The organism is Winslowiella toletana (assembly GCF_032164335.1).
Lineage (GTDB): Bacteria > Pseudomonadota > Gammaproteobacteria > Enterobacterales > Enterobacteriaceae > Erwinia > Erwinia toletana_A.
The window spans coordinates 1511348-1534751 of record NZ_CP134152.1 but is presented as its reverse complement, the minus strand read 5'-3'; the positions used below and the strand labels follow the sequence as shown (position 1 = coordinate 1534751).

At 52.7% G+C, this 23404-nt stretch carries 22 protein-coding genes; 1 reads left to right on the top strand and 21 read right to left on the bottom strand.

What is annotated here, in order from left to right; translation table 11 throughout:
* Positions 1–8: 8 nt before the first annotated feature.
* The 18 genes from pal to sdhC all read right to left on the bottom strand — a co-directional run bounded on the left by pal (position 9) and on the right by sdhC (position 18631).
* Positions 9–527, bottom strand: a complete 519-nt coding sequence (gene pal, locus RIN69_RS07185) for a peptidoglycan-associated lipoprotein Pal (RefSeq protein WP_313856495.1) — start codon at positions 525–527, stop codon at positions 9–11.
* A gap of 44 nt (positions 528–571) precedes the next feature.
* Positions 572–1864 (bottom strand): Tol-Pal system beta propeller repeat protein TolB, encoded by a 1293-nt coding sequence (gene tolB, locus RIN69_RS07180; RefSeq protein WP_313857629.1) that lies wholly within the window; start codon positions 1862–1864, stop codon positions 572–574.
* 122 nt (positions 1865–1986) lie between these two features.
* A complete protein-coding gene (gene tolA / locus RIN69_RS07175; protein WP_313856494.1) occupies positions 1987–3231 on the bottom strand; it encodes a cell envelope integrity protein TolA in 1245 nt (414 codons plus the stop codon).
* Positions 3232–3261: 30 nt separating this feature from the next.
* The gene (tolR, locus tag RIN69_RS07170; RefSeq protein WP_052896869.1) at positions 3262–3690 is read right to left on the bottom strand and encodes a colicin uptake protein TolR; all 429 of its coding nucleotides are present in this window, start codon (positions 3688–3690) and stop codon (positions 3262–3264) included.
* Positions 3691–3703: 13 nt separating this feature from the next.
* Positions 3704–4381: a Tol-Pal system protein TolQ gene (gene tolQ, locus RIN69_RS07165; protein ID WP_313856491.1), complete on the bottom strand. Its 678-nt coding sequence runs from the start codon at positions 4379–4381 to the stop codon at positions 3704–3706.
* Positions 4378–4791 carry a tol-pal system-associated acyl-CoA thioesterase gene (ybgC, locus tag RIN69_RS07160; protein WP_313856490.1) on the bottom strand — a complete coding sequence of 138 codons (414 nt, stop codon included), beginning with the start codon at positions 4789–4791 and terminating at the stop codon, positions 4378–4380. Before ybgC ends, tolQ begins: the two co-directional genes overlap by 4 nt.
* A 206-nt stretch (positions 4792–4997) precedes the next feature.
* Positions 4998–5291: a cyd operon protein YbgE gene (gene ybgE, locus RIN69_RS07155; protein ID WP_313856489.1), complete on the bottom strand. Its 294-nt coding sequence runs from the start codon at positions 5289–5291 to the stop codon at positions 4998–5000.
* Positions 5291–5404, bottom strand: coding sequence for a cytochrome bd-I oxidase subunit CydX (gene cydX / locus RIN69_RS07150; RefSeq protein ID WP_313856488.1), 114 nt, complete (start codon positions 5402–5404; stop codon positions 5291–5293). The genes ybgE and cydX overlap by 1 nt, the downstream gene beginning before the upstream one ends.
* Before the next feature lie 15 nt (positions 5405–5419).
* Positions 5420–6559, bottom strand: coding sequence for a cytochrome d ubiquinol oxidase subunit II (cydB, locus tag RIN69_RS07145; RefSeq protein ID WP_313856486.1), 1140 nt, complete (start codon positions 6557–6559; stop codon positions 5420–5422).
* Between the two features lie 17 nt (positions 6560–6576).
* A complete protein-coding gene (gene cydA, locus RIN69_RS07140; protein WP_313856485.1) occupies positions 6577–8142 on the bottom strand; it encodes a cytochrome ubiquinol oxidase subunit I in 1566 nt (521 codons plus the stop codon).
* Positions 8143–8962: 820 nt separating this feature from the next.
* Positions 8963–9835, bottom strand: a complete 873-nt coding sequence (gene sucD, locus RIN69_RS07135) for a succinate--CoA ligase subunit alpha (RefSeq protein WP_313856483.1) — start codon at positions 9833–9835, stop codon at positions 8963–8965.
* Positions 9835–11001, bottom strand: coding sequence for an ADP-forming succinate--CoA ligase subunit beta (sucC, locus tag RIN69_RS07130; RefSeq protein WP_313856482.1), 1167 nt, complete (start codon positions 10999–11001; stop codon positions 9835–9837). The genes sucD and sucC overlap by 1 nt, the downstream gene beginning before the upstream one ends.
* Positions 11002–11134: 133 nt before the next feature.
* Positions 11135–12361, bottom strand: a complete 1227-nt coding sequence (gene odhB, locus RIN69_RS07125) for a 2-oxoglutarate dehydrogenase complex dihydrolipoyllysine-residue succinyltransferase (RefSeq protein ID WP_313856481.1) — start codon at positions 12359–12361, stop codon at positions 11135–11137.
* Between the two features lie 14 nt (positions 12362–12375).
* Positions 12376–15183, bottom strand: coding sequence for a 2-oxoglutarate dehydrogenase E1 component (sucA, locus tag RIN69_RS07120; RefSeq protein ID WP_313856480.1), 2808 nt, complete (start codon positions 15181–15183; stop codon positions 12376–12378).
* A gap of 216 nt (positions 15184–15399) precedes the next feature.
* Positions 15400–16116 (bottom strand): succinate dehydrogenase iron-sulfur subunit, encoded by a 717-nt coding sequence (locus RIN69_RS07115; RefSeq protein WP_052896889.1) that lies wholly within the window; start codon positions 16114–16116, stop codon positions 15400–15402.
* Between the two features lie 18 nt (positions 16117–16134).
* Entirely contained in the window at positions 16135–17901 is a 1767-nt protein-coding gene (sdhA, locus tag RIN69_RS07110; RefSeq protein ID WP_313856479.1) for a succinate dehydrogenase flavoprotein subunit, read from the bottom strand.
* Entirely contained in the window at positions 17901–18248 is a 348-nt protein-coding gene (sdhD, locus tag RIN69_RS07105; RefSeq protein WP_052896893.1) for a succinate dehydrogenase membrane anchor subunit, read from the bottom strand. The genes sdhA and sdhD overlap by 1 nt, the downstream gene beginning before the upstream one ends.
* Positions 18242–18631, bottom strand: a complete 390-nt coding sequence (gene sdhC / locus RIN69_RS07100) for a succinate dehydrogenase cytochrome b556 subunit (RefSeq protein ID WP_313856476.1) — start codon at positions 18629–18631, stop codon at positions 18242–18244. Before sdhC ends, sdhD begins: the two co-directional genes overlap by 7 nt.
* Before the next feature lie 636 nt (positions 18632–19267).
* Between sdhC and RIN69_RS07095 the strand changes: the two genes are divergently transcribed.
* Positions 19268–20554, top strand: a complete 1287-nt coding sequence (locus tag RIN69_RS07095; RefSeq protein ID WP_313856475.1) for a citrate synthase — start codon at positions 19268–19270, stop codon at positions 20552–20554.
* A 109-nt stretch (positions 20555–20663) separates the two neighbouring features.
* Here the strand turns inward: RIN69_RS07095 and RIN69_RS07090 are convergent, their stop codons facing one another.
* From RIN69_RS07090 to pcp, 3 genes are all read right to left on the bottom strand, one after another.
* Positions 20664–21791 (bottom strand): RHS repeat-associated core domain-containing protein, encoded by a 1128-nt coding sequence (locus RIN69_RS07090; protein ID WP_313856474.1) that lies wholly within the window; start codon positions 21789–21791, stop codon positions 20664–20666.
* A gap of 155 nt (positions 21792–21946) precedes the next feature.
* A complete protein-coding gene (gene nei / locus RIN69_RS07085; protein WP_313856473.1) occupies positions 21947–22738 on the bottom strand; it encodes an endonuclease VIII in 792 nt (263 codons plus the stop codon).
* A gap of 14 nt (positions 22739–22752) precedes the next feature.
* On the bottom strand, positions 22753–23400 hold the full coding sequence (pcp, locus tag RIN69_RS07080) for a pyroglutamyl-peptidase I (protein ID WP_313856472.1): 648 nt from the start codon (positions 23398–23400) through the stop codon (positions 22753–22755).
* Between the last annotated feature and the right edge of the window lie 4 nt (positions 23401–23404).

Here is a 23404-nt window from a genome sequence, read left to right as displayed (position 1 = left end):
TGATTCTCTTAGTATACCAGTACGGCACGACGGTTTTTGGCATAAGCCGCTTCGTCATGACCCAGTACAGCTGGTTTTTCTTTACCGTAAGAAACGATAGAGATCTGGTCAGCAGAAACGCCTTTACCCTGCAGGTACATTTTCACCGAGTTAGCACGACGCTCGCCCAGGGAAATGTTGTACTCAGGAGTACCGCGCTCATCCGCATGGCCTTCAACGGTGACTTTATAAGACGGGTTGCTACGCAGGAATGCTGCGTGTGCATCCAGCATCTGAGAGAAGTCAGAACCGATGTCGTATTTGTCCAGACCGAAGTAGACAATGTTGTTTCTCTGCAGTTCTTGCATCTGCAGACGTGCTTGTTCTTCAGAAGACATGTTACCGTTGTTCATGCCGCTGTTAGAACCATTACCATCAGCACCCATACCGGTCTGATCGTTGTTGTTGTTTTTATGTGAGCTACATGCAGCCACAGCAATCACTGGCAGTGCCAGCAGTAAACCCTTCAGCACTTTGTTCAGTTGCATTTCTAAAATCCTATTATTGTTTGCTATACACATTTACACATGCATCACAGATACGGCGACCAGGCAGGAGATTTGACCTGTCCATCAGTTGCCGGAAGACGCGCTTTGAAACGCCCATCGGTCGAAACCAACTGCAACACGGAACCCATACCCTGAGTAGAGCTGTAGATCACCATCGTGCCGTTAGGTGCGAGACTTGGCGTCTCATCCAGGAACGTGTCCGTTAATGTTTGAACGGCTCCCGTTTCCAGATCTTGTCTGGCGATATGCTGCGCACCGCCATTGGTGCTTACCATCACCAAAGATTTACCGTCGGAGCTGACATCAGAGTTCTGATTCTGAGAACCTTCCCAGGTCAGACGCTGTGGCGCGCCGCCGTTAATATTTACTTTATAAATCTGAGGGCGACCTGCCTGATCCGAGGTATAGGCCAGGTTCTGGCTATCCGGGAACCAGGTCGGCTCAGTATTGTTGCTGCGACCATCGGTTATCTGACGCATCTGACCAGAAGCAAGGTCGGTGACATAAATATTCAGGCTACCGCTTTTAGACAGCGCGAATGCCAGCTTGCTGCCGTCCGGTGAGAACGCTGGCGCACCGTTGTGACGCGGGAACGAAGCAATTTGTTTCGTTGCTCCGGTTGCCAGTGTCTGCACCACCAGCGCTGAACGACCGCTTTCAAACGTCACGTAAGCCAGTTTGCTGGCATCCGGTGACCATGACGGTGACATCAGCGGCTGTGGAGAACGGTGAACCACGGCCTGATTGTAGCCATCGTAGTCAGAGACACGCAGCTCATACGGGAACTGACCGCCGTTGGTGGTGACCACGTAAGCGATACGGGTACGGAACGCGCCCTTAATCCCGGTCAGCTTCTCAAACGCTTCATCACTGGCAGTATGGGCAGCAAAACGCAGCCACTGCTTAGTCACCTTGAATGAGTTCTGTGCCAGTACAGTACCCGGAGAACCGGCAGTATCGACCAGTTGATAAGAGACCGTGTAGCTGCCATCGGCGCCAGGCTGTACCTGACCGACCACAACAGCGTCAATGCCCAGTGCGCTCCACGCGGCAGGCTGAACTTCAGATGGTGAAGTCGGCTGCTGTGGTAAACGCGCGCGATCCAGTGGGTTAAATTTACCACTGTTGCGCAAATCGGCAGCGACAATACCGCCAATATCTTCTGGTGCCGCACCCGGGCCTTCCCATTTAAACGGCACAACGCCGATAGGACGCGCGGAGTTAACACCCTGGGTAATCTCAATACGGACTTCAGCATGCAGCACGGCTGCCCACAGAAGTAAAAAGCTTAACGCTACACGAAGTGCCTGCTTCATCATTTCTCCCTTATCTGAACGCGTAGTTCTCGATAATTAGCAGTGTTTCAACGAACCATTAATGCAAAGCAATTTAGAGTACGGCATGTTTAACATAGTTCAACATGCCGAATGTTACTGCGTTACTGAGGTTTAAAAGTCATCGGTGCATTTTTAAACACTTCATACACTGCCTGGCTTGGTGGCTTAGGAATGCGGGCCTGTCTGGCTGCTGCAATCGCTGCACGACAAAGTGCCGGGTCGCCACCTTCCGCTTTCACATCTATCAACAAACCATCCGGTGCCAGTTTAATGCGTAAATCACAGCTTTTGCCACGGTATAAATCTGCATCATAGAACTTGCTTTGAATCGCGCCGACGATCTGGCCTAAATATCCATTAATCTCAGCACCTGACGCACCGGCTGTTTTCTGATTTCCCTGCCCTGCCGCCCCGCTTTTACCTTCTTTCGGGGCATTCTTACCGGAAGTCAGCCCGCCAAGAAGATCGTCGACGTCACTGGACGCCGCAGCATCAGCAGCCGCCTTCTTCTTCGCATCGGCAGCCGCTTTGGCTTTCGCCGCAGCATCCGCTTTTTTCTTCGCGTCAGCAGCGGCTTTCTCTTTAGCTGCTTCAGCCGCTTTCTCTTTCGCTTCCTGAGCCGCTTTCTCCTGCGCCTCTTTAGCATCTGCTGCCGCTTTGGCTTTCGCATCGGCTGCTGCCTTCGCTTTAGCATCGGCTTTCGCTTTCGCGTCTTCCGCCGCCTTCACTTTAGCCGCTTCTGCCGCAGCCTCTTTTGCCGCGGCCTCTTTCGCCTGCTCTTCCGCTTTTTTCTTCGCATCAGCAGCCGCTTTCTTCACTTCTTCGTCAGCCTTCTTCTTCGCCTCAGCAGCGGCTTTGGCCTGAGCATCCGCTTCCACTTTAGCATCGGCTTTCGCCTTCGCTGCTGCCGCTTCCGCCTGTTTCTGCTGCTCCTGCGCTTCTTTAGCGGCTGCCTGCGCTTGTTTCTGCTGCTCGGCCTGATCCTTAGCCTGCTGTTTCGCTTCTTCCTGAGCCTGCAAACGCTCTTTCTCCAGCTCTTTCAACCGCTGTTGTTCCGCAGCCTGCTTCTGCTGAAGCTCCTCTGCCTGCTGTTCAGCCTGTTTTTTACGCTGCTGCTCAGCCCGCTTGCTGTCATTTTGTTGATTCTGCTGACGATTATACTGTTCAACCATCGCGCCAGAATCGACCATCACGGCATCTATATCGCTCCCGCCACCGCCAGCGCTGGCGTCGATTTTTTCGTCAAACGAGCTCCAGATCAGCAATGCAATCAGAATGATATGCAGTATCACTGAGATGATAATGGCGCGTTTTAACTTATCGTTCTGCTCGGTTGCCTTCGACACTCTCGGTTCCCAAAAAACGGTTCGAATGAATTAGATCGGCTGCGTCATTAATCCGACGGACTTCACGCCCGCCTGGTGCAGCAGATTCAGCGCTTTGATGATTTCGTCATAAGGCACGTCTTTTGCGCCGCCAATCAGGAACACCGTTTTCGGGTTCTCCTGAAGTCGACGCTGCGCTTCAGCCACCACCTGCTCGGAAGGCAGCTGCTCCATACGATCGTGATCCACCACCAGGCTGTACTGACCGACACCTGACACTTCAACGATCACCGGTGGATTATCATCACTGGAGACCGTTTTTGAATCTGTCGCATCCGGCAGATCAACTTCCACGCTTTGAGTAATGATCGGTGCTGTAGCCATAAAAATCAGCAGCAGCACCAGTAACACGTCGAGCAGCGGAACAATGTTGATCTCGGACTTGAGATCGCGGCGACCGCGACCACGCGTTCTGGCCATGGGTAACCTCCGATTACTTGCTGTTCTCGCTGGAGAACGCCTGACGATGCAGGATAGCCGTGAACTCTTCCATAAAGTTGTCGTAGTTCTGCTCAAGCTTGTTGACCCGCAGGGTCAGGCGGTTGAAGGCCATAACCGCCGGAATTGCGGCAAACAGGCCGATTGCGGTAGCGATCAGTGCTTCGGCAATACCCGGTGCAACCATCTGCAAGGTGGCCTGCTTCACCGCGCCCAGCGCGATAAAGGCATGCATAATCCCCCAGACAGTACCAAACAGACCGATATACGGGCTGATGGAACCGACGGTGCCAAGAAACGGAATATGGTTTTCCAGCGTTTCCAGCTCACGGTTCATAGAAATACGCATTGCACGGCTGGCACCTTCCACCACCGCTTCTGGCGCATGGTTATTGGCACGATGCAGTCGCGCAAACTCTTTAAAGCCGGCATAGAAAATTTGCTCAGAGCCGCCAAGCTCATCACGACGTGCCTGGCTCTCCTGATACAGACGAGACAGTTCAATACCGGACCAAAATTTATCTTCAAAAGCCTCAGCATCACGCCCTGCGGCGTTGAGTATACGGGTACGCTGGATAATGATTGCCCATGAGGCAATAGAAAATCCAATCAAAATCAACATGATAAGTTTGACCAGAAGGCTTGCCTTCAGGAACAAATCAAGAACGTTCATGTCAGCCACTGCTTGAACTCCGCGACAATAGACTTGGGAAGCGCTATCGGCTTCATTAGATGTGGGTTGATGCAGGCGATCAGAACTTCCGCTTCGTTCAGAACCTTGCCTTCAGCATTAACGATACGTTGTGCGAATGTCATAGTTGTCCTGCGCATGGCTACTATCTCGCTTTGCACTTCCAGCAAATCATCAAGGCGCGCTGGCGCAAGGTAGTCAACTGTGATTCGACGCACCACAAAAGCAAGCTGCTGTTCCAGCAGTGCTTGTTGGTTGAAATGTTGCTGGCGCAGCATTTCAGTACGTGCTCGTTCATAAAAAGCGACATAGCTGGCATGGTAAACCACGCCGCCGGCATCCGTATCTTCGTAATAGACGCGAACCGGCCATCTAAACAGCGTTGTACTCACTCTACATCCCGGTAATGCTCTTAAACGTTGCTACTATACGCAAGAGCGATCGGCTTTGGAATGGATTGCCAGAGGGTTACGAAAATAATTATCTGCAGGAAACAACTGGAAGGATTTTCGGGATGAATCTTAGACAAGTCCTGACAAAAAAAGAGATTTATCTACTTTTTAAATGGCCGTCAGTCGCCCGGCCATTGAAATCAGTCTTACAGGAAGAAGAAAGCCAGCCCCAGCACCAGGATAATCTGTGCCAGTAACGGTGAAAACAGTGTACGCCAGAGCAGGCGACGCTGGCGAAAACCAACGCCGTGAATAACGCCGGTACACACTGCCCACATCATCAGCAATCCCTGCCAGATGTAAAGTGGACTGGTTTTAGCGGCAAAGCGTGACGGTTCCCAGAACATGCAACCCGCCAACAACAGTGCCAGCACCAGAGAAAGAGCCCGTAACGGGCTCTTATCCATCACGTCATACAAGCGTGCAATCAGCTTCGCCATCACTTCTGCTCTTTCGCCTCAGCACTCTCTTCGATGTGCTCAAGCGCCAGCGCGGTGATGATGCCAAATGAACAGGCCAGCAGCGTGCCGAGAATCCAGGCAAAATACCACATTGTTCTGCTCCTTAATTAATAGAGAGAATGTTTATTGTTTTCGATCTGCTCTTTAGTGATGCGACCGAACATTTTGTAGTAACACCAGCTGGTGTACGCCAGGATAATTGGCACGAAAACTATCGCCACGAAGGTCATCAGTTTCAGCGTCAGCAAGCTGGACGTCGCATCCCACATCGTCAGGCTGACGTTGGGCACGGTGCTGGACGGCATAATAAACGGGAACATCGCCACGCCCGCCGTCAGGATCACACAGGCCACCGTCAGTGAAGAGAAGATAAACGCCCAGGCGCCCTTCTCCAGTCGGGAACAGAGGATAGTCAGTAACGGCAATGCCACGCCAAGCGCCGGGATCAGCCACAGAATCGGTGTCTGGTTAAAGTTAACCAGCCAGGCGCCGGCTTCACGCGCCACCTCTTTCGTCAGCGGATTGGATGGTGCTGCATGGTCGAGGGCTGAGGTCACGACATAACCGTCAATACCATAAATTACCCAGATACCTGCCACTGCAAAGCCGACCATCATGACCAGCGCGGAGATTTGCGCCGCAATGCGCGCGCGCAGATGCACTTCACCGGTGGTACGCATTTGCAGGTAAGTTGCGCCCTGCGTCAGAATCATAGTCAGGCTGACAATACCGGCCAGCAGGCCAAACGGATTCAGCAGCTGGAAGAAATTGCCGGTGTAGAACAGACGCAGATATTCATCAGCATGGAACGGTACGCCCTGCAGCAGGTTACCGAACGCCACCCCAATCACTAACGGCGGCACAAAGCTGCCGATGAAAATGCCCCAGTCCCACATGCCGCGCCAGCGCATATCTTCAATCTTCGAGCGGTAGTCAAAACCGACCGGACGGAAGAACAGCGACGCCAGCACCAGAATCATCGCCACATAGAAACCGGAGAAGGCAGCGGCATACACCATCGGCCAGGCGGCAAACAGCGCGCCACCTGCGGTGATCAGCCACACCTGGTTTCCATCCCAGTGCGGTGCAATCGAGTTAATCATGACCCGGCGTTCGGTGTCCGTGCGGCCGATAACGCGTGACAGCATGCCGACGCCCATATCGAAACCATCGGTGACGGCAAAGCCAATTAGCAAGATGCCAATCAACAGCCACCAGATAAAACGCAATACTTCGTAATCTAACATTTACCGACTCCTGTTTATCACAGCGGCTTTGACGAAAGCGTTGACTGTTCGAAGTGATAACGACCCGTTTTCAGGCTGCTTGGGCCGAGGCGCGCATATTTGAACATCAGATACATTTCAGCCACCAGGAACAGCGTATACAGACCGCAAATCAGCCCCATCGAGAACAGCAGGTCACCAACGGTCAGCGAGGAGTTCGCTACCGCAGTCGGCAACACTTCACCGATTGCCCACGGCTGACGGCCATACTCCGCAACAAACCAGCCGGCTTCGATGGCAATCCACGGTAATGGAATGCCGTACAGCGCCGCTTTCAGCAACAGACGGTTTTTGCCAATACGATTACGAATGACGCTCCAGAACGACAGACCGATAATGATCAGCATCAGCACACCACAGCCAACCATAATGCGGAAGGAGAAGTAGAGTGGCGCAACGCGTGGAATCGAATCTTTGGTTGCCTGCTGAATCTGCGCTTCAGACGCGTCAGCGACGTTCGGCGTATAGCGTTTCAGCAACAGACCATAGCCCAGATCCTGTTTATGCTGATTGAATGCGTCGCGTACGGCGGGATCCTGATTACCTGAGCGCAGCTCTTCCAGCAGCTGGTAGGCTTTCATACCGTTACGGATGCGCACTTCATGCTGCACCATCAGTTCTTTCAGGCCGACAACTGGCTTATCAACAGATCGGGTAGCGATCAGCCCAAGCAGGTAGGGGATCTGAATGGCGTACTTATTCTCCTGAGTTTCCTGGTCAGGCAGGGCAAACAGCGTAAATGCCGCCGGAGCCGGTTGGGTTTCCCATTCCGCTTCGATTGCCGCCAGTTTGGTTTTCTGCACGTCACCCATTTCGTAACCAGATTCATCACCCAGCACGATGACAGACAGGATGGCTGCCATACCAAAGCTGGCAGCGATTGCGAAGGAGCGCTTGGCAAAGGCCACATCGCGACCACGCAATAAGTAGTAGGAGCTGATACCGAGCACGAACATCGCACCACAGGTATAACCCGCCGCAACGGTATGCACAAACTTCACCTGCGCAACCGGGTTGAACACCAGTTCAGAGAAGCTGACCATCTCCATACGCATGGTTTCAAAATTGAAATCAGAGGCGATAGGGTTTTGCATCCAGCCGTTTGCCACCAGGATCCACAATGCCGAGAGATTGGAACCGAGTGCCACCAGCCAGGTGACGGCCATATGTTGAACTTTGCTGAGACGATCCCAGCCAAAGAAGAATAAACCTACGAAGGTGGATTCAAGGAAGAACGCCATCAATCCTTCGATCGCCAGCGGTGCTCCGAAGATGTCACCGACATAGTGCGAAAAGTATGACCAGTTAGTTCCGAACTGGAACTCCATGGTCAAGCCTGTGGCCACGCCCAGCGCAAAGTTTATTGCAAACAACTTGCCCCAGAACTTGGTCATATCCTTATAAATTTGTTTACCCGACAGCACATATACGGTTTCCATGATCGCCAGCAAAAACGCCAGACCCAGCGTTAGCGGTACGAACAGGAAATGATACATTGCCGTCAGAGCAAACTGTAAGCGCGACAGTTCGACGATATCAAACATCTTGACCCCTTGCTCCTCGCAGGAAGACTCCAACATATGGCAAAAATAACCGACCAGTGCCAGTTATCAGTCGCCACTGTGAATGCCCAATAAAAAACGGGTGATATTGATCCAGTAAGACTGCGTAATTCCGCCCAGAACAGGCAGAGTCAGTGCAGCGGATAAATAAAGTAAAATTTACGGCTAAATGAGACATGAATATCATACGCCGCTTTATGCCAACGACAAATAATTATTAGCGTGATGCTTATCCAATTTTGGCCGTTATCCCGAATTTCGCCTGAATGCCAGATCCACGCGAAATTGACGCAACGCAATTTATACGAAAAGTAAGACGATGATCCAGTCCTAAACCTTGATATCAATTGTTTTTTTTAATCTATGTTAATGAGGGATGGGCAGAATCAGCATCGGGTAAATTCAGTGTTAAATAATTGAGTCTGTTGCGTGACAAGACATCAGTATTAATGAAAGTAACTGACATTTTTTTAACGTCACTGTAGCAATGTTATGAAGAAACTTCTGTATTAAACAGCGAATGTTCTGAGCATTAATATAACCACTGTTATTCTTTTTAGTGGTAGATACTCTTAATTAATTCACAAAACGTTCACGCTTAATATAATGATATTTAACCTTTTAAGTAAGCATAGCTGACTTCTGCTGATTTGCAGAAAAAAAGCAGGATGCAATCGGCTGACATCCTTCACTGAAGCCCGTCACGGCGCACTCCCGGCGGGAAAATCAATAAAAAAGGCCACCTGTAGGTGGCCAATAGTCGAGATTTTAAACCTGCCAGGCAGGTTTCAGACACAGCTTTTTATTGAGGTAATACCGCTTTAACCGCGTCGCCGATATCTGCCAGGCTACGCACAGTTTTCACGCCTGCGGCTTCGAGCGCAGCAAATTTCTCATCAGCGGTGCCTTTACCGCCAGCGATAATCGCACCGGCGTGGCCCATACGCTTGCCTTTCGGCGCAGTCACACCCGCGATATAACCCACTACCGGTTTGGTGACGTGATCTTTGATAAACGCCGCAGCTTCTTCTTCCGCGCTGCCACCGATTTCACCGATCATCACGATCGCTTCAGTCTGTGGATCGTCCTGGAACAGCTTCAGAATATCGATAAAGTTAGAGCCTGGAATTGGATCGCCGCCGATACCGACACAGGTAGACTGACCGTAACCGATATCGGTGGTCTGCTTAACCGCTTCATAAGTCAGGGTGCCGGAGCGTGAAACGATGCCGATACGACCTGGCTGATGGATATGGCCTGGCATAATGCCAATTTTGCATTCACCTGGGGTGATCACGCCCGGGCAGTTTGGCCCGATCATGCGCACGCCGGCTTCGTCCAGCTTCACTTTCACCGCCAGCATATCGAGGGTAGGAATACCTTCGGTGATGGTGATGATCAGTTTGATACCTGCTTCAATCGCTTCAAGAATACCGTCTTTGCAGAAAGGGGCTGGAACGTAAATCACCGAAGCCGTTGCGCCAGTCGCTTCCACCGCTTCACGCACGGTGTTAAACACTGGCAGACCCAGATGCTCAGTACCGCCTTTACCTGGCGTCACACCGCCAACCAGCTGCGTGCCATAAGCCAGCGCCTGCTCGGAGTGGAAAGTACCCTGGCCGCCGGTGAAACCCTGGCAGATAACTTTGGTGTTTTTGTCGATCAAAATGGACATTATTTACCCTCCGCTGCAGCTACAACGCGCTGCGCTGCGTCACTCAGGCTGGTTGCTGCAATAATATTCAGACCGCTGTCTGCCAGTTTTTTGGCACCCAGCTCGGCATTGTTACCTTCCAGACGCACCACCACCGGTACGTTGACACCCACTTCGGCGACTGCGCCGATAATGCCGTCTGCAATCAGGTCACAGCGCACGATGCCACCGAAGATGTTAACAAATACCGCTTTAACCGCATCATCGGACAGAATGATTTTAAACGCTTCGGTCACGCGCTCTTTGGTCGCGCCGCCGCCCACGTCAAGGAAGTTTGCTGGTTGGCCACCGCTCAGTTTAACGATGTCCATGGTGCCCATTGCCAGACCGGCACCGTTCACCATACAGCCGATGTTCCCTTCCAGTGCCACATAGTTCAGCTCCCACTGTGCAGCGTGTGCTTCACGGGAGTCTTCCTGGCTTGGATCGCGCATTTCGCGCAGTTCGGGCTGGCGGAACAGCGCATTGCCGTCGGCAGTCAGTTTGCCATCCAGACAAACCAGATCGCCCTGCTTAGTGATCACCAGCGGGTTAATCTCAACCAGTGCCAAATCGCGCTCAAGGAACAGCGTCGCCAGACCCATAAAGATTTTGGTGAACTGGTTAACTTGCTTACCGGTCAGACCCAGCTTAAATGCCAGCTCGCGGCCCTGGTAAGGCTGTGGACCGGTTAAAGGATCCAGCGCCATTTTATGAATCAGGTGCGGGGTCTCTTCCGCCACCTTCTCAATTTCCACGCCGCCTTCGGTCGAGGCCATAAACACCACACGACGGGTGCCACGGTCAACGACAGCGCCGAGGTACAGTTCTTTATCAATGTCAGTGGCCGCTTCAACCAGAATCTGGTTTACCGGCTGACCATGAGCATCAGTCTGATAGGTCACCAGACGTTTACCCAGCCAGTTTTCAGCGAAAGTACGAATGTCTTCCTTGCTGTTCACTACCTTCACACCGCCCGCTTTACCACGGCCACCGGCATGAACCTGACATTTTACCACCCACGGGCCTGCGCCGATTTTAGAGGCTGCTTCTTCCGCTTCACGTGGCGTGGTGCAGGCGTAACCGGTAGGAGCCGGCAGGCCATACCGTGCAAACAGCTGTTTCGCCTGGTATTCGTGTAAGTTCATGATGTTCTATCCATTCAGATCTGAAAAGATTTGGCCGACTTCACTTTGTCACGCTGCCGCCAGCGGCAGATAACAGAGTGAGCGATCGACCACACATAGGGTTGGGCACGGCTAAAAACCGTGCCCGACGAGGTTAAACGTCCAGCAGCAGGCGTGCCGGATCTTCCAGCATCTCTTTAACCGCCACCAGATAACCAACGGATTCGCGTCCGTCAATCAGGCGGTGATCGTAAGAGAGTGCCAGATACATCATCGGCAGGATCTCAACCTGGCCGTTGACCGCCATCGGACGATCTTTGATGGCGTGCATACCAAGAATCGCGCTCTGCGGCGGGTTGATAATTGGTGTCGACATCAGTGAACCAAATACTCCACCATTAGTAATGGTGAAGTTACCGCCGGTCAGTTCGTCTACGGTCAGTTTACCGTCACGACCTTTAACCGCCAGTTCCTTGATTTTCTTCTCGATATCCGCCATACCCAGCGCATCAACATCACGCAGTACCGGCGTGACCAGGCCACGTGGGGTAGACACCGCGATGCTGACATCGAAGTAGTTGTGGTAAACCACATCTTCACCATCGATTGACGCATTCACTTCCGGGAAACGCTTCAGCGCTTCAACCACTGCTTTGATGTAGAAGGACATAAAGCCCAGACGAACACCGTGACGCTTCTCGAAGGCTTCGCCATACTGCTTACGCAGCTGCATGATTGGCTTCATGTTCACTTCGTTGAAGGTGGTCAACATCGCCGTGCTGTTTTTCGCTTCCAGCAGACGCTCTGCCACGCGTTTGCGCAGACGAGTCATCGGCACGCGTTTTTCACTGCGACCGGCCAGAGATGGGGCTGCTGCTGGTGCCGCTGCTGGTTTCGCTTCCGCTTTTTTATCAGCTGGTTTGCTGTTCGCCAGGTGCTTCTCAACATCTTCACGGGTAATACGACCGCCAACACCACTGCCTTTAATTGCAGCAGCATCAAGATCGTGCTCAGCGATCAGACGACGGATCGCCGGGCTGAGCGCATCGTTGCTCTCTTCGTCCAGTGCCGCAGTATGGCGCTGAGACGGAGTCGACTCTTTCGTGTCTGATTTAGCAGAGGTCTCTTTGCCGCCGCTGTTACCTTCTTTCAGACGACCCAGCGCCTGACGGGAGGTTACGGTTGCACCCTCGTCTTCCAGAATGGCTTCAAGAATGCCATCAGCAGAAGCAGGCACTTCCAGCACAACTTTATCCGTTTCAATTTCTACCAGCACTTCGTCGCGGGTTACCGCATCGCCTGGTTTTTTGTGCCAGGTTGCCACGGTGGCATCGGCAACGGATTCAGGCAGGTCGGGAACGAGAATATCTACGCTACTCATTATCTATCCTTTATTTAATCAACGTTCAGCGCGTCATTAACCAGGTCTTGTTGCTGCTTCTGGTGAACGGACATGTAGCCAACTGCCGGCGAAGCGGATGCTGGGCGACCGGCGTAACGTAATGAAGCACCAAATGGCACAACCTCACGGAAATGGTGCTGACTGCAATACCAGGCACCCTGGTTTAGCGGCTCTTCCTGACACCAGACGAAATCATGTACGTGTGAATACGGCTGCAATGCATCCTGTACCGCTTTATGCGGGAAAGGATACAGCTGTTCGATACGCACAATGGCAACGTCAGTTTGTTCGTTTTTGCGACGCTGCTCTAACAGGTCATAGTAAACTTTGCCTGAGCAGAGCACGACGCGTTTAACACCTTGCGGATCAAGGTCATCAATTTCGCCGATAGCCGGTTTAAAGCCACCGGTAGCCAAATCTTCCAGGCTGGAAATGGCCAGCGGATGACGCAGCAGCGATTTCGGTGACATCACCACCAGCGGACGACGCATCCCGCGCAGCGCCTGACGACGCAGCATGTGGTAAACCTGTGCCGGGGTGGAAGGTACGCAAACCTGCATATTCTGCTCTGCGCAAAGTTGCAGGTAACGCTCCAGACGCGCAGAGGAGTGCTCTGGACCCTGGCCTTCGTAACCGTGTGGCAGCAGCATCACCAGGCCGCACATCCGGCCCCACTTCTGCTCACCAGAACTGATGAACTGATCGATAACCACCTGCGCACCGTTGGCGAAATCGCCAAACTGCGCTTCCCAGATGGTCAGGGTGCGGGGTTCAGCAGTGGCATAACCGTATTCAAATGCCAGTACCGCTTCTTCAGACAGCACGGAGTCCCAGACTTTAAACACGCCCTGCCCGCTGTGAACATGCTGCAGTGGGGTGTAGGTGGAACCGTTAGCCTGGTTATGAATCACCGCATGGCGATGGAAGAAGGTGCCGCGGCCCATATCTTCACCGGAAAGACGGCACGGAATGCCTTCATCTACCAGCGTGGCATAAGCGAGGTTTTCAGCTGCGCCCCAGTCAAACGGCTTGTTACCCGCCGCCATTTGCGCACGATCGTTGTAAATCTTCGCTACGCGCGACTGCATCTCAACGTTTTCCGGCACCTGACTGATACGTTTAGCCAGATCCTGCAAACGCTTAAGATCGAGGGATTCCGGATACGCTTCATCCCAGTCGTGGTTCAGATACGGTGACCAGGTGAAAGAGTGCAGGCTCATTGGACGCCATTCAGGCACCACACATTCGCCGGCATCCAGCGCATCACGGTACAGGTTGACCATTTCCGTGGCATCTTCAAGGCTGGCAACTTTTTCGGCTTCCAGCTTGTCAGCATACAACTTGCGCGGCGTCGGGTGCTTCTTGATCTTCTGGTACATAATCGGCTGCGTCGCACTTGGCTCATCAGCTTCGTTATGACCATGACGGCGATAGCACACCAGGTCGATAAACACGTCACGTTTGAAGGTGTTACGGAAATCCAACGCCAGACGGGTAACAAACGCCACCGCTTCAGGATCGTCAGCATTAACGTGGAAAATCGGTGCCAGCACCATTTTGCCGATATCGGTACAGTACTGGGTCGAGCGCGCATCTTTTGGATTGGAGGTGGTGAAACCAATCTGATTGTTAATCACGATGCGAACGGTACCGCCAACTTCATAACCGCGCGCCTGCGACATGTTCAGCGTTTCCTGAACCACGCCCTGACCGGTTACGGCGGCATCACCGTGAATCGTGATCGGTAATACTTTATTGCTGCTCGGCTCGTCGAGACGATCCAGCCGCGCGCGCACAGATCCCATCACCACCGGGCTAACGATCTCAAGGTGAGACGGGTTAAACGCCAGCGCCAGGTGAACCATGCCGCCTTCGGTTTCAACATCAGACGAGAAGCCCATGTGGTACTTCACGTCACCGGTGCCGAGATGCTCTTTATGCTTACCGGAGAATTCGTCGAACAGATCCTGCGGCTTTTTACCCAGCACGTTGATCAGAACGTTCAGACGACCGCGGTGCGCCATACCCAGCACCACTTCACGGGTTCCGCTTTTACCGGCGTGACGAATCATTTCGTTCAGCATCGGCACCAGCGCATCGCCACCTTCCAGTGAGAAGCGTTTTGCACCCGGGAATTTCGCCCCAAGATAACGCTCCAGACCTTCGGCCGCCGTCAGCTGTTTCAGGAAACCTTTTTTCTCATCGGTAGTGAAGTTTGCATGGCCGACTACCGATTCGATGCGCTGCTGAATCCAGCGTTTCTCTTCGGTGTTGGTGATATGCATATACTCCGCACCGATCGATCCACAGTAGGTTTGCTTCAGCGCCGCATACAGATCGGCGAGCTTCATGGTCTCTTTGCCGATGGCAAACGAGCCTACGTTAAAGCTTTCCTGGAAATCTGCGTCGTTCAGATCGTGGAAGGCAGGATCGAGATCCGGCACATTTTCCTGCTGCCACAGACCAAGTGGATCAAGGCTGGCATGCTGATGGCCGCGAAAACGAAACGCGTTGATCAGTTGCAGGACTTTGACCTGTTTGCTGTTGGTATCAGGATCGGTGACAGAAGAGGTGTAACGCGAAGCGTCTTTCGCCAGACGACGAAAATACTCGCGCGTTGAGGAGTGGAACTGCTCAGGTCTAACCCCAGTGCCAGGAAGCTGCTGGAACATCTCACGCCATGCAGCATCTACAGAGTCAGGATCGGTTAGAAAATCTTCATAGAGCTGCTCTATGTAAGACTGGTTCGCGCCGGCCAGCCAGGAAGAGTCCAGCCAGGGCTTCATCGCGCTGTTCTGCATTGTGATCCCTTAAGCATTTTATGCTTTTTTTCGAGGTTTCATTTTTTGCCGGGTTAACGGCTTGCCGTAGTACAAATACAGTTCAACGATACGAGCATTGTGCGCTATCGGCGCCCGGCCCGTAAGGGAACCTTTAAAAACGGTCGCGTATCACGCAAGCGTTTTTAACGGCTTCCTGTTTCTCCGGGAACCCCGAGGTTCCCGGAGGCTGTGCGGTTATGCGCTTCTCTGCAACAGCATCGACTTAATATGGCCGATGGCGCGCGTTGGGTTAAGCCCTTTCGGACATACGCTCACACAGTTCATAATGCTGTGACAGCGGAATACGCTGAAAGCATCATTTAAATCATCCAGTCGCGCATTGGTCTCGGTATCGCGACTGTCGATCAGGAAACGATAGGCAGCCAGTAAGCCAGCCGGACCGATAAACTTGTCCGGATTCCACCAGAATGACGGACAAGAGGTCGAGCAGCAGGCACACAGAATACATTCGTACAGGCCATCGAGTTTTTCACGCTGTTCCGGCTGTTGCAAATGTTCACGTGCTGGCGGATTCTCTCCATTATTCAACAGGTAAGGCTTAATCTTCTCATACTGAGCGTAGAACTGGCTCATGTCTACTACCAGATCGCGTATTACCGGTAATCCAGGCAGTGGGCGGATAACAATTTTCTGTTTGCCATTGCCAAGCGCCGACACCGGCGTGATACACGCCAGGCCGTTTTTACCGTTCATATTGAGGCCGTCAGAACCACACACCCCCTCACGACAGGAGCGACGGAATGCCAGCGTCGGGTCCTTCTCTTTCAGACGCATCAGTGCGTCCAGCAACATCATGTCGCGCCCTTCTTCACTTTCCAGTGTGTACTCCTGCATACGCGGAGCATCGTCAACATCCGGGTTGTAACGATAAATAGAAAATTCGAGTCTCATCTTCTTATCTCCGCAAATTTAGTAAGTACGCGCTTTCGGCGGGAAAGCCTCGCGCAGCTTCGGCTGCATGTTCACCTCACGGCGCGTCATGCTTTCGCTTTGCGGCAGATACAAGCTGTGACATAACCAGTTCGCATCATCACGGTCCGGGAAGTCAAAGCGGCTGTGTGCGCCACGACTTTCGGTGCGGAAGTTAGCGGATACCGCAGTGGCGTAGGCGGTTTCCATCAGGTTATCCAGTTCCAGACACTCAACACGCTGGGTGTTGAAGTCGCTGGAGCGGTCATCCAGACGTGCGTTTTTCAGACGTTCGCGCAGCGCTTTCAGCTCTTCCAGACCTTTCGCCATTGCATCACCTTCACGGAATACCGAGAAGTTATGCTGCATGCAGGACTGCAGTGCTTTGCGCAGTTCCGCCGGGTCTTCACCGGTGGTGTTATTGTTCCAGCGATTCATACGCGCCAGTGACGCTTCAATCTCTTCTTCGGTCGCATCACGCAGTTCGCCCTGTTGCTCGATAGATTCCTGCAGATGCAGACCGGCAGAACGGCCAAACACCACCAGATCGAGCAGCGAGTTCCCCCCCAGACGGTTAGCACCGTGTACCGATACGCAGGCAATTTCACCGACCGCAAACAGGCCCGGGATCACCACATCTTCACCCTGCTCGTTTACCGTCAGCGCCTGACCGGTCACTTTGGTTGGAATGCCGCCCATCATATAGTGGCAGGTTGGAATCACCGGAATCGGCTCTTTCACCGGGTCGACGTGAGCAAAGGTACGTGACAGCTCCAGAATGCCCGGCAGACGGGATTCGAGCACATCTTTACCCAGGTGATCCAGTTTCAGTTTGGCGTGCGGCCCCCACGGACCATCACAGCCACGGCCTTCACGAATTTCGATCATAATCGAACGCGCAACCACATCACGGCCGGCGAGGTCTTTGGCATTTGGCGCGTAACGCTCCATAAAGCGCTCGCCGTGTTTGTTCAGCAGATATCCGCCTTCACCACGACAGCCTTCGGTGACCAGCACCCCGGCACCAGCGATGCCGGTTGGGTGGAACTGCCACATTTCCATATCCTGCACCGGCACACCGGCGCGCAGCGCCATGCCGACGCCGTCACCGGTATTGATATGGGCGTTAGTGGTGGACTGATAGATACGGCCTGCCCCCCCGGTCGCCAGCACCGTGGCGCGGGCTTTAAAGTAAACCACTTCGCCATCTTCAATATTCAGCGCGGTACAGCCGACAATGGCACCATCGGCGTTTTTCACCAGATCCAGCGCATACCATTCGGAGAAAATGGTGGTTTTGTTTTTCAGGTTCTGCTGATACAGCGTATGCAGCAAGGCGTGACCGGTGCGGTCAGCCGCCGCGGCAGTACGTGCCGCCTGCTCGCCACCGAAGTTCAGTGACTGGCCGCCGAATGGACGCTGATAGATGCGGCCATCGTCCAGACGGGAGAACGGCAGGCCCATATGTTCCAGTTCCAGAATCGCTTCCGGACCGGTTTTACACATATATTCGATCGCGTCCTGGTCGCCGATATAGTCGGAGCCTTTAACGGTGTCATACATGTGCCATTCCCAGTTGTCCTCGTGGCTGTTACCCAGCGCAACGGTAATACCGCCCTGAGCAGACACGGTATGGGAACGGGTTGGAAAAACTTTCGACAACAGGGCACAGCTCTGGCCCGATTGGGAAATCTGTAGCGCGGCACGCATGCCTGCACCACCAGCGCCGATTACGACGGCGTCAAATTCTCTGACTGGCAATTTCATTAAGCACCCCAAACCACAACAGTTCCATAAATTGCATAGACCAACAGTGCAACCACTACCACCAGTTGCAACATTAAGCGCAGCGCAACCGGCTTAACGTAGTCAGTCAGCACCTGCCACATACCAATCCAGCCATGCACCAGAATGGATAACAGCGTCAGGAGCGTGAACACCTTGGTGAAGGAGGAGGCAAAAAATCCACGCCAGATGTCGTAGGTCAGCGTATCTGACACCACCAGGAAACCGAGGATATAGAGCACATAAAGGGTAATAACCATGGCAGCGGCACGTAACAGCAGCCAGTCATGTACGCCGTTGCGCCCCAGTGCAGAAGCATTGCTTACCATACGAGGACTCCAGCCAGAATTGAAAGCACGACGGTGATACCAAAAGTCACCTGGGCAGAACGCGTACCAATTTGTAAGGTTTCGCCGAGGTAACCAAAATCCATCAGCATATGGCGGATGCCACCGGCAATGTGATATGCCAGCGCGGTAAGAATGCCCCATACGATGAATTTAACGATAAAGCTGTCCATGACGGCGGATGCCTGCAGGAAGCCTTCGGGTGATGAGAGAGAGAGACCAAGTAGCCATAGCAGAATACCGACCGCCACGAAGGTGATCACGCCGGAGACGCGGTGGAGAATGGACGCTATTGCAGTAACGGGAAACCGGATCGTAGTGAGATCCAAGTTGACAGGTCTTTGTTTTTTCACGGTTTTGCCCACACAGCTTTTCTTATTTTGCTTCCTCCGGTCCTGAAGGGGGGTCAGACAGCGTTAACAATAAAGCACTGCGCCAGGCACTTAAACTACAACGTCCAGTGTCAAAACGACGCGTATGAAACGCTGGGTGGCTCCTACTGCAGGGTGTTCCGGAGACCTGGCCGAAGTATAGGGGGATCACATTCTGATTACAATTCCCCTACAATCTCTTTGGTATAATTTAGGTCGAACAGTGATCAACCTCACGGTTTTCACAATTTATACAAATTTAATTATCTGATTTGACAAAAGTTCAACATTCCTGTTACAAACGAGGGATTGAAAACCCTATGATGCACAAAAGTTATGGGGATACACTTTCCCCTAAGCACAAGTTATGTAACAGTGATTGAGTGAGCTACTCAAAAGCATCAGATAAAGGTTACGAGAAAATAATGACCAGACCGGATCTTTAACAACCGTGTAACGCAGCATTTCATGCCTGCCGGACCCTCGCTTGTACGCGCCCATCGCTCTGTACCCTGCAAGATAAAATATGTCACAGAGGCGATAGACTGCATTTCTTCGCAGGCAGCCCAAGGTATGATGGCCAATCAGGTGTCAAAGATCCCTACAAATAAGGCGCTAAGGAGACTGTAAATGGCTGATAAAAAAGCGACACTAACCCTGGAAGGCGAAGCTCCGATTGAGCTGGACGTACTTAAAGGTACGCTTGGCGAAGACGAAATCGATATCCGAAGCCTGGGTTCAAAAGGCCTGTTCACGTTTGACCCTGGCTTTACGTCTACTGCATCCTGTGAATCCAAAATCACCTATATCGATGGTGAAGAAGGCATTCTGCTGCATCGCGGTTTCCCGATTGACCAGTTAGCTCTGCACTCTAACTACCTCGAAGTCTGCTATATCCTGCTGAACGGTGAAGCGCCAACTCAGGCGGAATTTGATGAATTCCGCACGACCGTAACCCGCCATACGATGATTCATGAGCAGATTAATCGTCTGTTTATGGGCTTCCGCCGTGATTCTCATCCGATGGCAGTGATGTGCGGTGTTACCGGTGCACTGGCGGCGTTTTATCATGACTCCTTAGACGTTAACATCGAGCGCCACCGTGAAATCGCCGCCTTCCGCCTGCTGTCGAAAATGCCGACCGTCGCCGCGATGTGCTACAAATATTCTATCGGCCAGCCGTTTGTCTATCCACGTAATGACCTCTCTTACGCGGGTAACTTCCTGAACATGATGTTCTCTACCCCGTGCGAAGAGTACAAGGTTAATCCGGTGCTGGAACGCGCAATGGATCGTATTCTGGTACTGCATGCCGATCACGAGCAGAATGCCTCTACTTCAACGGTGCGTACCGCAGGTTCCTCCGGAGCGAATCCCTTTGCCTGTATCGCGGCAGGCATCGCCTCACTGTGGGGACCCGCTCACGGTGGAGCCAATGAAGCCTGCCTGCGCATGCTGGAAGAGATCAGCAACGTTGACCATATTCCTGAGTTTGTTAAACGTGCGAAAGACAAAAATGACTCTTTCCGCCTGATGGGCTTTGGCCATCGCGTTTACAAAAATTACGATCCGCGTGCGACCGTGATGCGTGAAACCTGTCACGAAGTGCTGAACGAGCTGGGTATGAAAGATGACCTGCTGGAAGTAGCGATGGAGCTGGAACATATTGCGCTGAACGACCCGTACTTTATCGAGCGTAAACTCTATCCAAACGTCGATTTCTATTCTGGCATTATTCTGAAAGCGATGGGTATTCCTTCTTCGATGTTCACCGTGATCTTTGCGATGGCGCGTACCGTAGGCTGGATTGCTCACTGGAAAGAGATGCACGATGACGGCATTAAAATTGCCCGTCCACGTCAGCTGTATACCGGTTACGATAAGCGTGATTTCTCTTCACAGCTGAAGAAAAAATAACCTCAGCGTTATCGTTATCAACAGAAATCCGTAATCCCGTTGGATTACGGATTTTTTTTGCTGTTGCGTATCGAGTGCTGGCTCATTGCAGTCAGCCAGGCTGGCATCATTACCACCAGGCCAGATCCAGATAATCAAGCCGACGTGGGAAAACTGGCGTGATTTTATCGGGGGTGATTGGCCCCTGAATCTGAACCTCACGCACCCAAACAAATGAGTCGGGTATTTTGTAACGCAGACTTTTGTAGGTGAGATCCGAAAAATTCAAATGGCCGTAAATATGCATATCACTATTTCTGGCGATTTCTTTAATAAATCTTTTCCCTTTTACCAGGTACTCGCTGGAGAAATCAACGAAGTTCCTGCCTTGCGGGTTAATCTTATACAGTAAAAAATATCGGTTGGGATTATGGGTGAACTCTCTGAATCCCTGAGAATATAATTCATCCTGGATAATACTGTGAAATTCATTCACACCGGCTAGCGTCCGACTGGAAAATACCGTTTCTTGCTGGAAAGCAGCATAAACATGTCGCGTAAAATGGGTTCTGGTTCCCTGAAAACCCGAACTCATGATTTCCCTGGGTGAGCGCTGATCATAGCGGTATAGCGTATTAAAATCGGTCAGGGAGCTGGAGCGGATCAGGGCGGAACCGCCAGCTGCCCCACGTCCGCTCAGCCCGACTTCCCGGATATTTCCCAGCCGCTGCCTTAATTCGCTGCTGGCCTCATTGAGCATACGGTATCCACCCGCGCCCAGCGCAACGCCACAACTGAGCATTCCGCCGGCAAAAGAGAGCCAGCCCAGAACTGCTGATGCTTGCGGGCGACTCTGCTCAATGGCGGAACTGCCGACTCCGGTCACATCGGCTACAAAGGCTGAGGTGCCGATGGCTAATGTCATCGTTTCAGCGCCAGCCAGTGCTACGCTAAGGCTCCCTGCCGCAGCAATCGAAGCGCCGCCGGTAAAAATTGCCGCGATAATACCAAGAATTCCCAGCCCCATTCCCAGCCCGGCCTGCCAGCTGAAATGACCTGATGGATCGGCCCGGTTAACCGGGTCGCCGGCACAATATGCATACGGATTAATGCCGCCCGCGCCAAACGGGCTCCAGCTGGCCGGGCAGTTAAAACGCATCGTTGCTGGATTATACGCGCGGTAGCCATTGCCCAAATGATAATTCTGACTGACGGCATCGCGCCGTTCTCCGTTAAATCTCAGACCGTTGTTAGCCATAGATAAACTCCTGATAATCAAAGCTCCAAGTCTTTTGATCATATAGAGTTCTGGAGAAAGGAAAAAATCAATTAAATCAGATGGTAACTGATATCACACAATGAGGTTTGCCTGAACTGAGCGATCAGGCAAATATTACACACTTACGGCAACTCTTAATGCTGGCATCCCGGACACCAATAAAATGGCCGCGATGACAGCGTGCTCTTTTCAATGGTGGTGCCGCAACGCTCACAGGGTTTACCGGTGCGGTGAAATACCTTAAAGCGGAAGGCCGCACCGTGATGAACATTTTCATCCATGGTGCCGCGCATCTGATAAGAGTGACGAGGGATGGCCAGCAGTGCATCAGCAAAAGCCGCCAGCTGTTCCGGCGCTAAATCCTGCGCTTTATGTTGCGGCAACAACTGCGCCTGCCAGAGAATCTCAGCGCGCAGGTAATTGCCCAGTCCGGCCAGAAATGCCTGATCCAGTAACAGACCACTGAACTGCCGTCGACGAAAACGTGTCGACAGCAGTCGCTGCTCGACCTGCTGGGTGGTGAGGCTCATATCCAGCACGTCCGGCCCAACGCGTTGTAAAAACGGATGCGTCGCCAGCGTTTCGCTATTCAGCAGCTCAATATCCGAGGCGCTGTACAACAAAATAGCCTGATCCTTACTGGCCAGCCGCACGCGTAACACGCGATTGGTCTCTGGCTCAGCGCCACTCTTCACCACCCGCCAGACGCCATACAGTTGATTATGGCTGTACAGCGTCAGGCCATTAGAGAAGTGGGTCAGCAGCGCTTTACCGCGCGTTTCAATCGCCGTCACCTTCTCTCCCAGTAGTGCAGGCTCGTAGGTTTTCAGTTGCGGGTAAGCAAACCAGACCTCGGTCAGCTTTTTCCCCAGAATGGCGCGCTCCAGTTTATCAGCCGCCCGTCGAATTTCCGGACCTTCTGGCATAACAACTCCCTGCTTTAATGCGTAGCTCCGCCCACCAGGCGGATATCCTGTTCGGTTCTTAATGCGACAGAGATCGCCATTTCCAGCGCCAGAATCACCGTCGCCGCTGCCATACTCGGCATTCCGGGCAGTTTTGCCGCCTGTTCCGGCAGATATGGAATATGAATAAAGCCACCGCGCACACCGTCGCCCTGCTCTGCCAGCCGGTGCAACAGGCCATACATCACATGGTTACAGACATAGGTTCCGGCAGTTTGTGACACCGAAGCCGGAATACCCGCTTCGCGTATCCCCTCCACCAGCGCTTTAATCGGTAGCGTTGAGAAGTAGGCCGCTGGCCCCCCGGCCACAATCGGCTCATCAATCGGCTGGTTTTGCTGATTATCCGGGATTCGCGCATCATCGACATTGATTGCCACACGTTCGATGCTGATATCACTGCGCCCGCCCGCCTGGCCCACGGCAATCACCAGAGCCGGTTGCAGCTCATCCATCTCCTTGTACAGCGCTTTCAGCGCTTCGCCAAACACACAAGGTAGCTGGCGGGCGACAATTTTTGCCCCGCCGAGCAATTGCTCATTAAGCTGACGCACCGCTTCCCAGGACGGGTTGATCTGTTCGCCACCAAATGGCTCAAATGCGGTAATCAGTACCGTTTTCATTACA

What these genes read in the sequence shown, in the direction of transcription:
- pal (WP_313856495.1), bottom strand. Translation starts at nt 527, where the DNA reads ATGCAACTGAACAAAGTGCTGAAGGGTTTACTGCTGGCACTGCCAGTG.
- tolB (WP_313857629.1), bottom strand. Translation starts at nt 1,864, where the DNA reads ATGAAGCAGGCACTTCGTGTAGCGTTAAGCTTTTTACTTCTGTGGGCA.
- tolR (WP_052896869.1), bottom strand. Translation starts at nt 3,690, where the DNA reads ATGGCCAGAACGCGTGGTCGCGGTCGCCGCGATCTCAAGTCCGAGATC.
- tolQ (WP_313856491.1), bottom strand. Translation starts at nt 4,381, where the DNA reads ATGAACGTTCTTGATTTGTTCCTGAAGGCAAGCCTTCTGGTCAAACTT.
- ybgE (WP_313856489.1), bottom strand. Translation starts at nt 5,291, where the DNA reads ATGGCGAAGCTGATTGCACGCTTGTATGACGTGATGGATAAGAGCCCG.
- cydX (WP_313856488.1), bottom strand. Translation starts at nt 5,404, where the DNA reads ATGTGGTATTTTGCCTGGATTCTCGGCACGCTGCTGGCCTGTTCATTT.
- cydB (WP_313856486.1), bottom strand. Translation starts at nt 6,559, where the DNA reads ATGTTAGATTACGAAGTATTGCGTTTTATCTGGTGGCTGTTGATTGGC.
- cydA (WP_313856485.1), bottom strand. Translation starts at nt 8,142, where the DNA reads ATGTTTGATATCGTCGAACTGTCGCGCTTACAGTTTGCTCTGACGGCA.
- sucD (WP_313856483.1), bottom strand. Translation starts at nt 9,835, where the DNA reads ATGTCCATTTTGATCGACAAAAACACCAAAGTTATCTGCCAGGGTTTC.
- sucC (WP_313856482.1), bottom strand. Translation starts at nt 11,001, where the DNA reads ATGAACTTACACGAATACCAGGCGAAACAGCTGTTTGCACGGTATGGC.
- odhB (WP_313856481.1), bottom strand. Translation starts at nt 12,361, where the DNA reads ATGAGTAGCGTAGATATTCTCGTTCCCGACCTGCCTGAATCCGTTGCC.
- sucA (WP_313856480.1), bottom strand. Translation starts at nt 15,183, where the DNA reads ATGCAGAACAGCGCGATGAAGCCCTGGCTGGACTCTTCCTGGCTGGCC.
- RIN69_RS07115 (WP_052896889.1), bottom strand. Translation starts at nt 16,116, where the DNA reads ATGAGACTCGAATTTTCTATTTATCGTTACAACCCGGATGTTGACGAT.
- sdhA (WP_313856479.1), bottom strand. Translation starts at nt 17,901, where the DNA reads ATGAAATTGCCAGTCAGAGAATTTGACGCCGTCGTAATCGGCGCTGGT.
- sdhD (WP_052896893.1), bottom strand. Translation starts at nt 18,248, where the DNA reads ATGGTAAGCAATGCTTCTGCACTGGGGCGCAACGGCGTACATGACTGG.
- RIN69_RS07095 (WP_313856475.1), top strand. Translation starts at nt 19,268, where the DNA reads ATGGCTGATAAAAAAGCGACACTAACCCTGGAAGGCGAAGCTCCGATT.
- RIN69_RS07090 (WP_313856474.1), bottom strand. Translation starts at nt 21,791, where the DNA reads ATGGCTAACAACGGTCTGAGATTTAACGGAGAACGGCGCGATGCCGTC.
- nei (WP_313856473.1), bottom strand. Translation starts at nt 22,738, where the DNA reads ATGCCAGAAGGTCCGGAAATTCGACGGGCGGCTGATAAACTGGAGCGC.
- pcp (WP_313856472.1), bottom strand. Translation starts at nt 23,400, where the DNA reads ATGAAAACGGTACTGATTACCGCATTTGAGCCATTTGGTGGCGAACAG.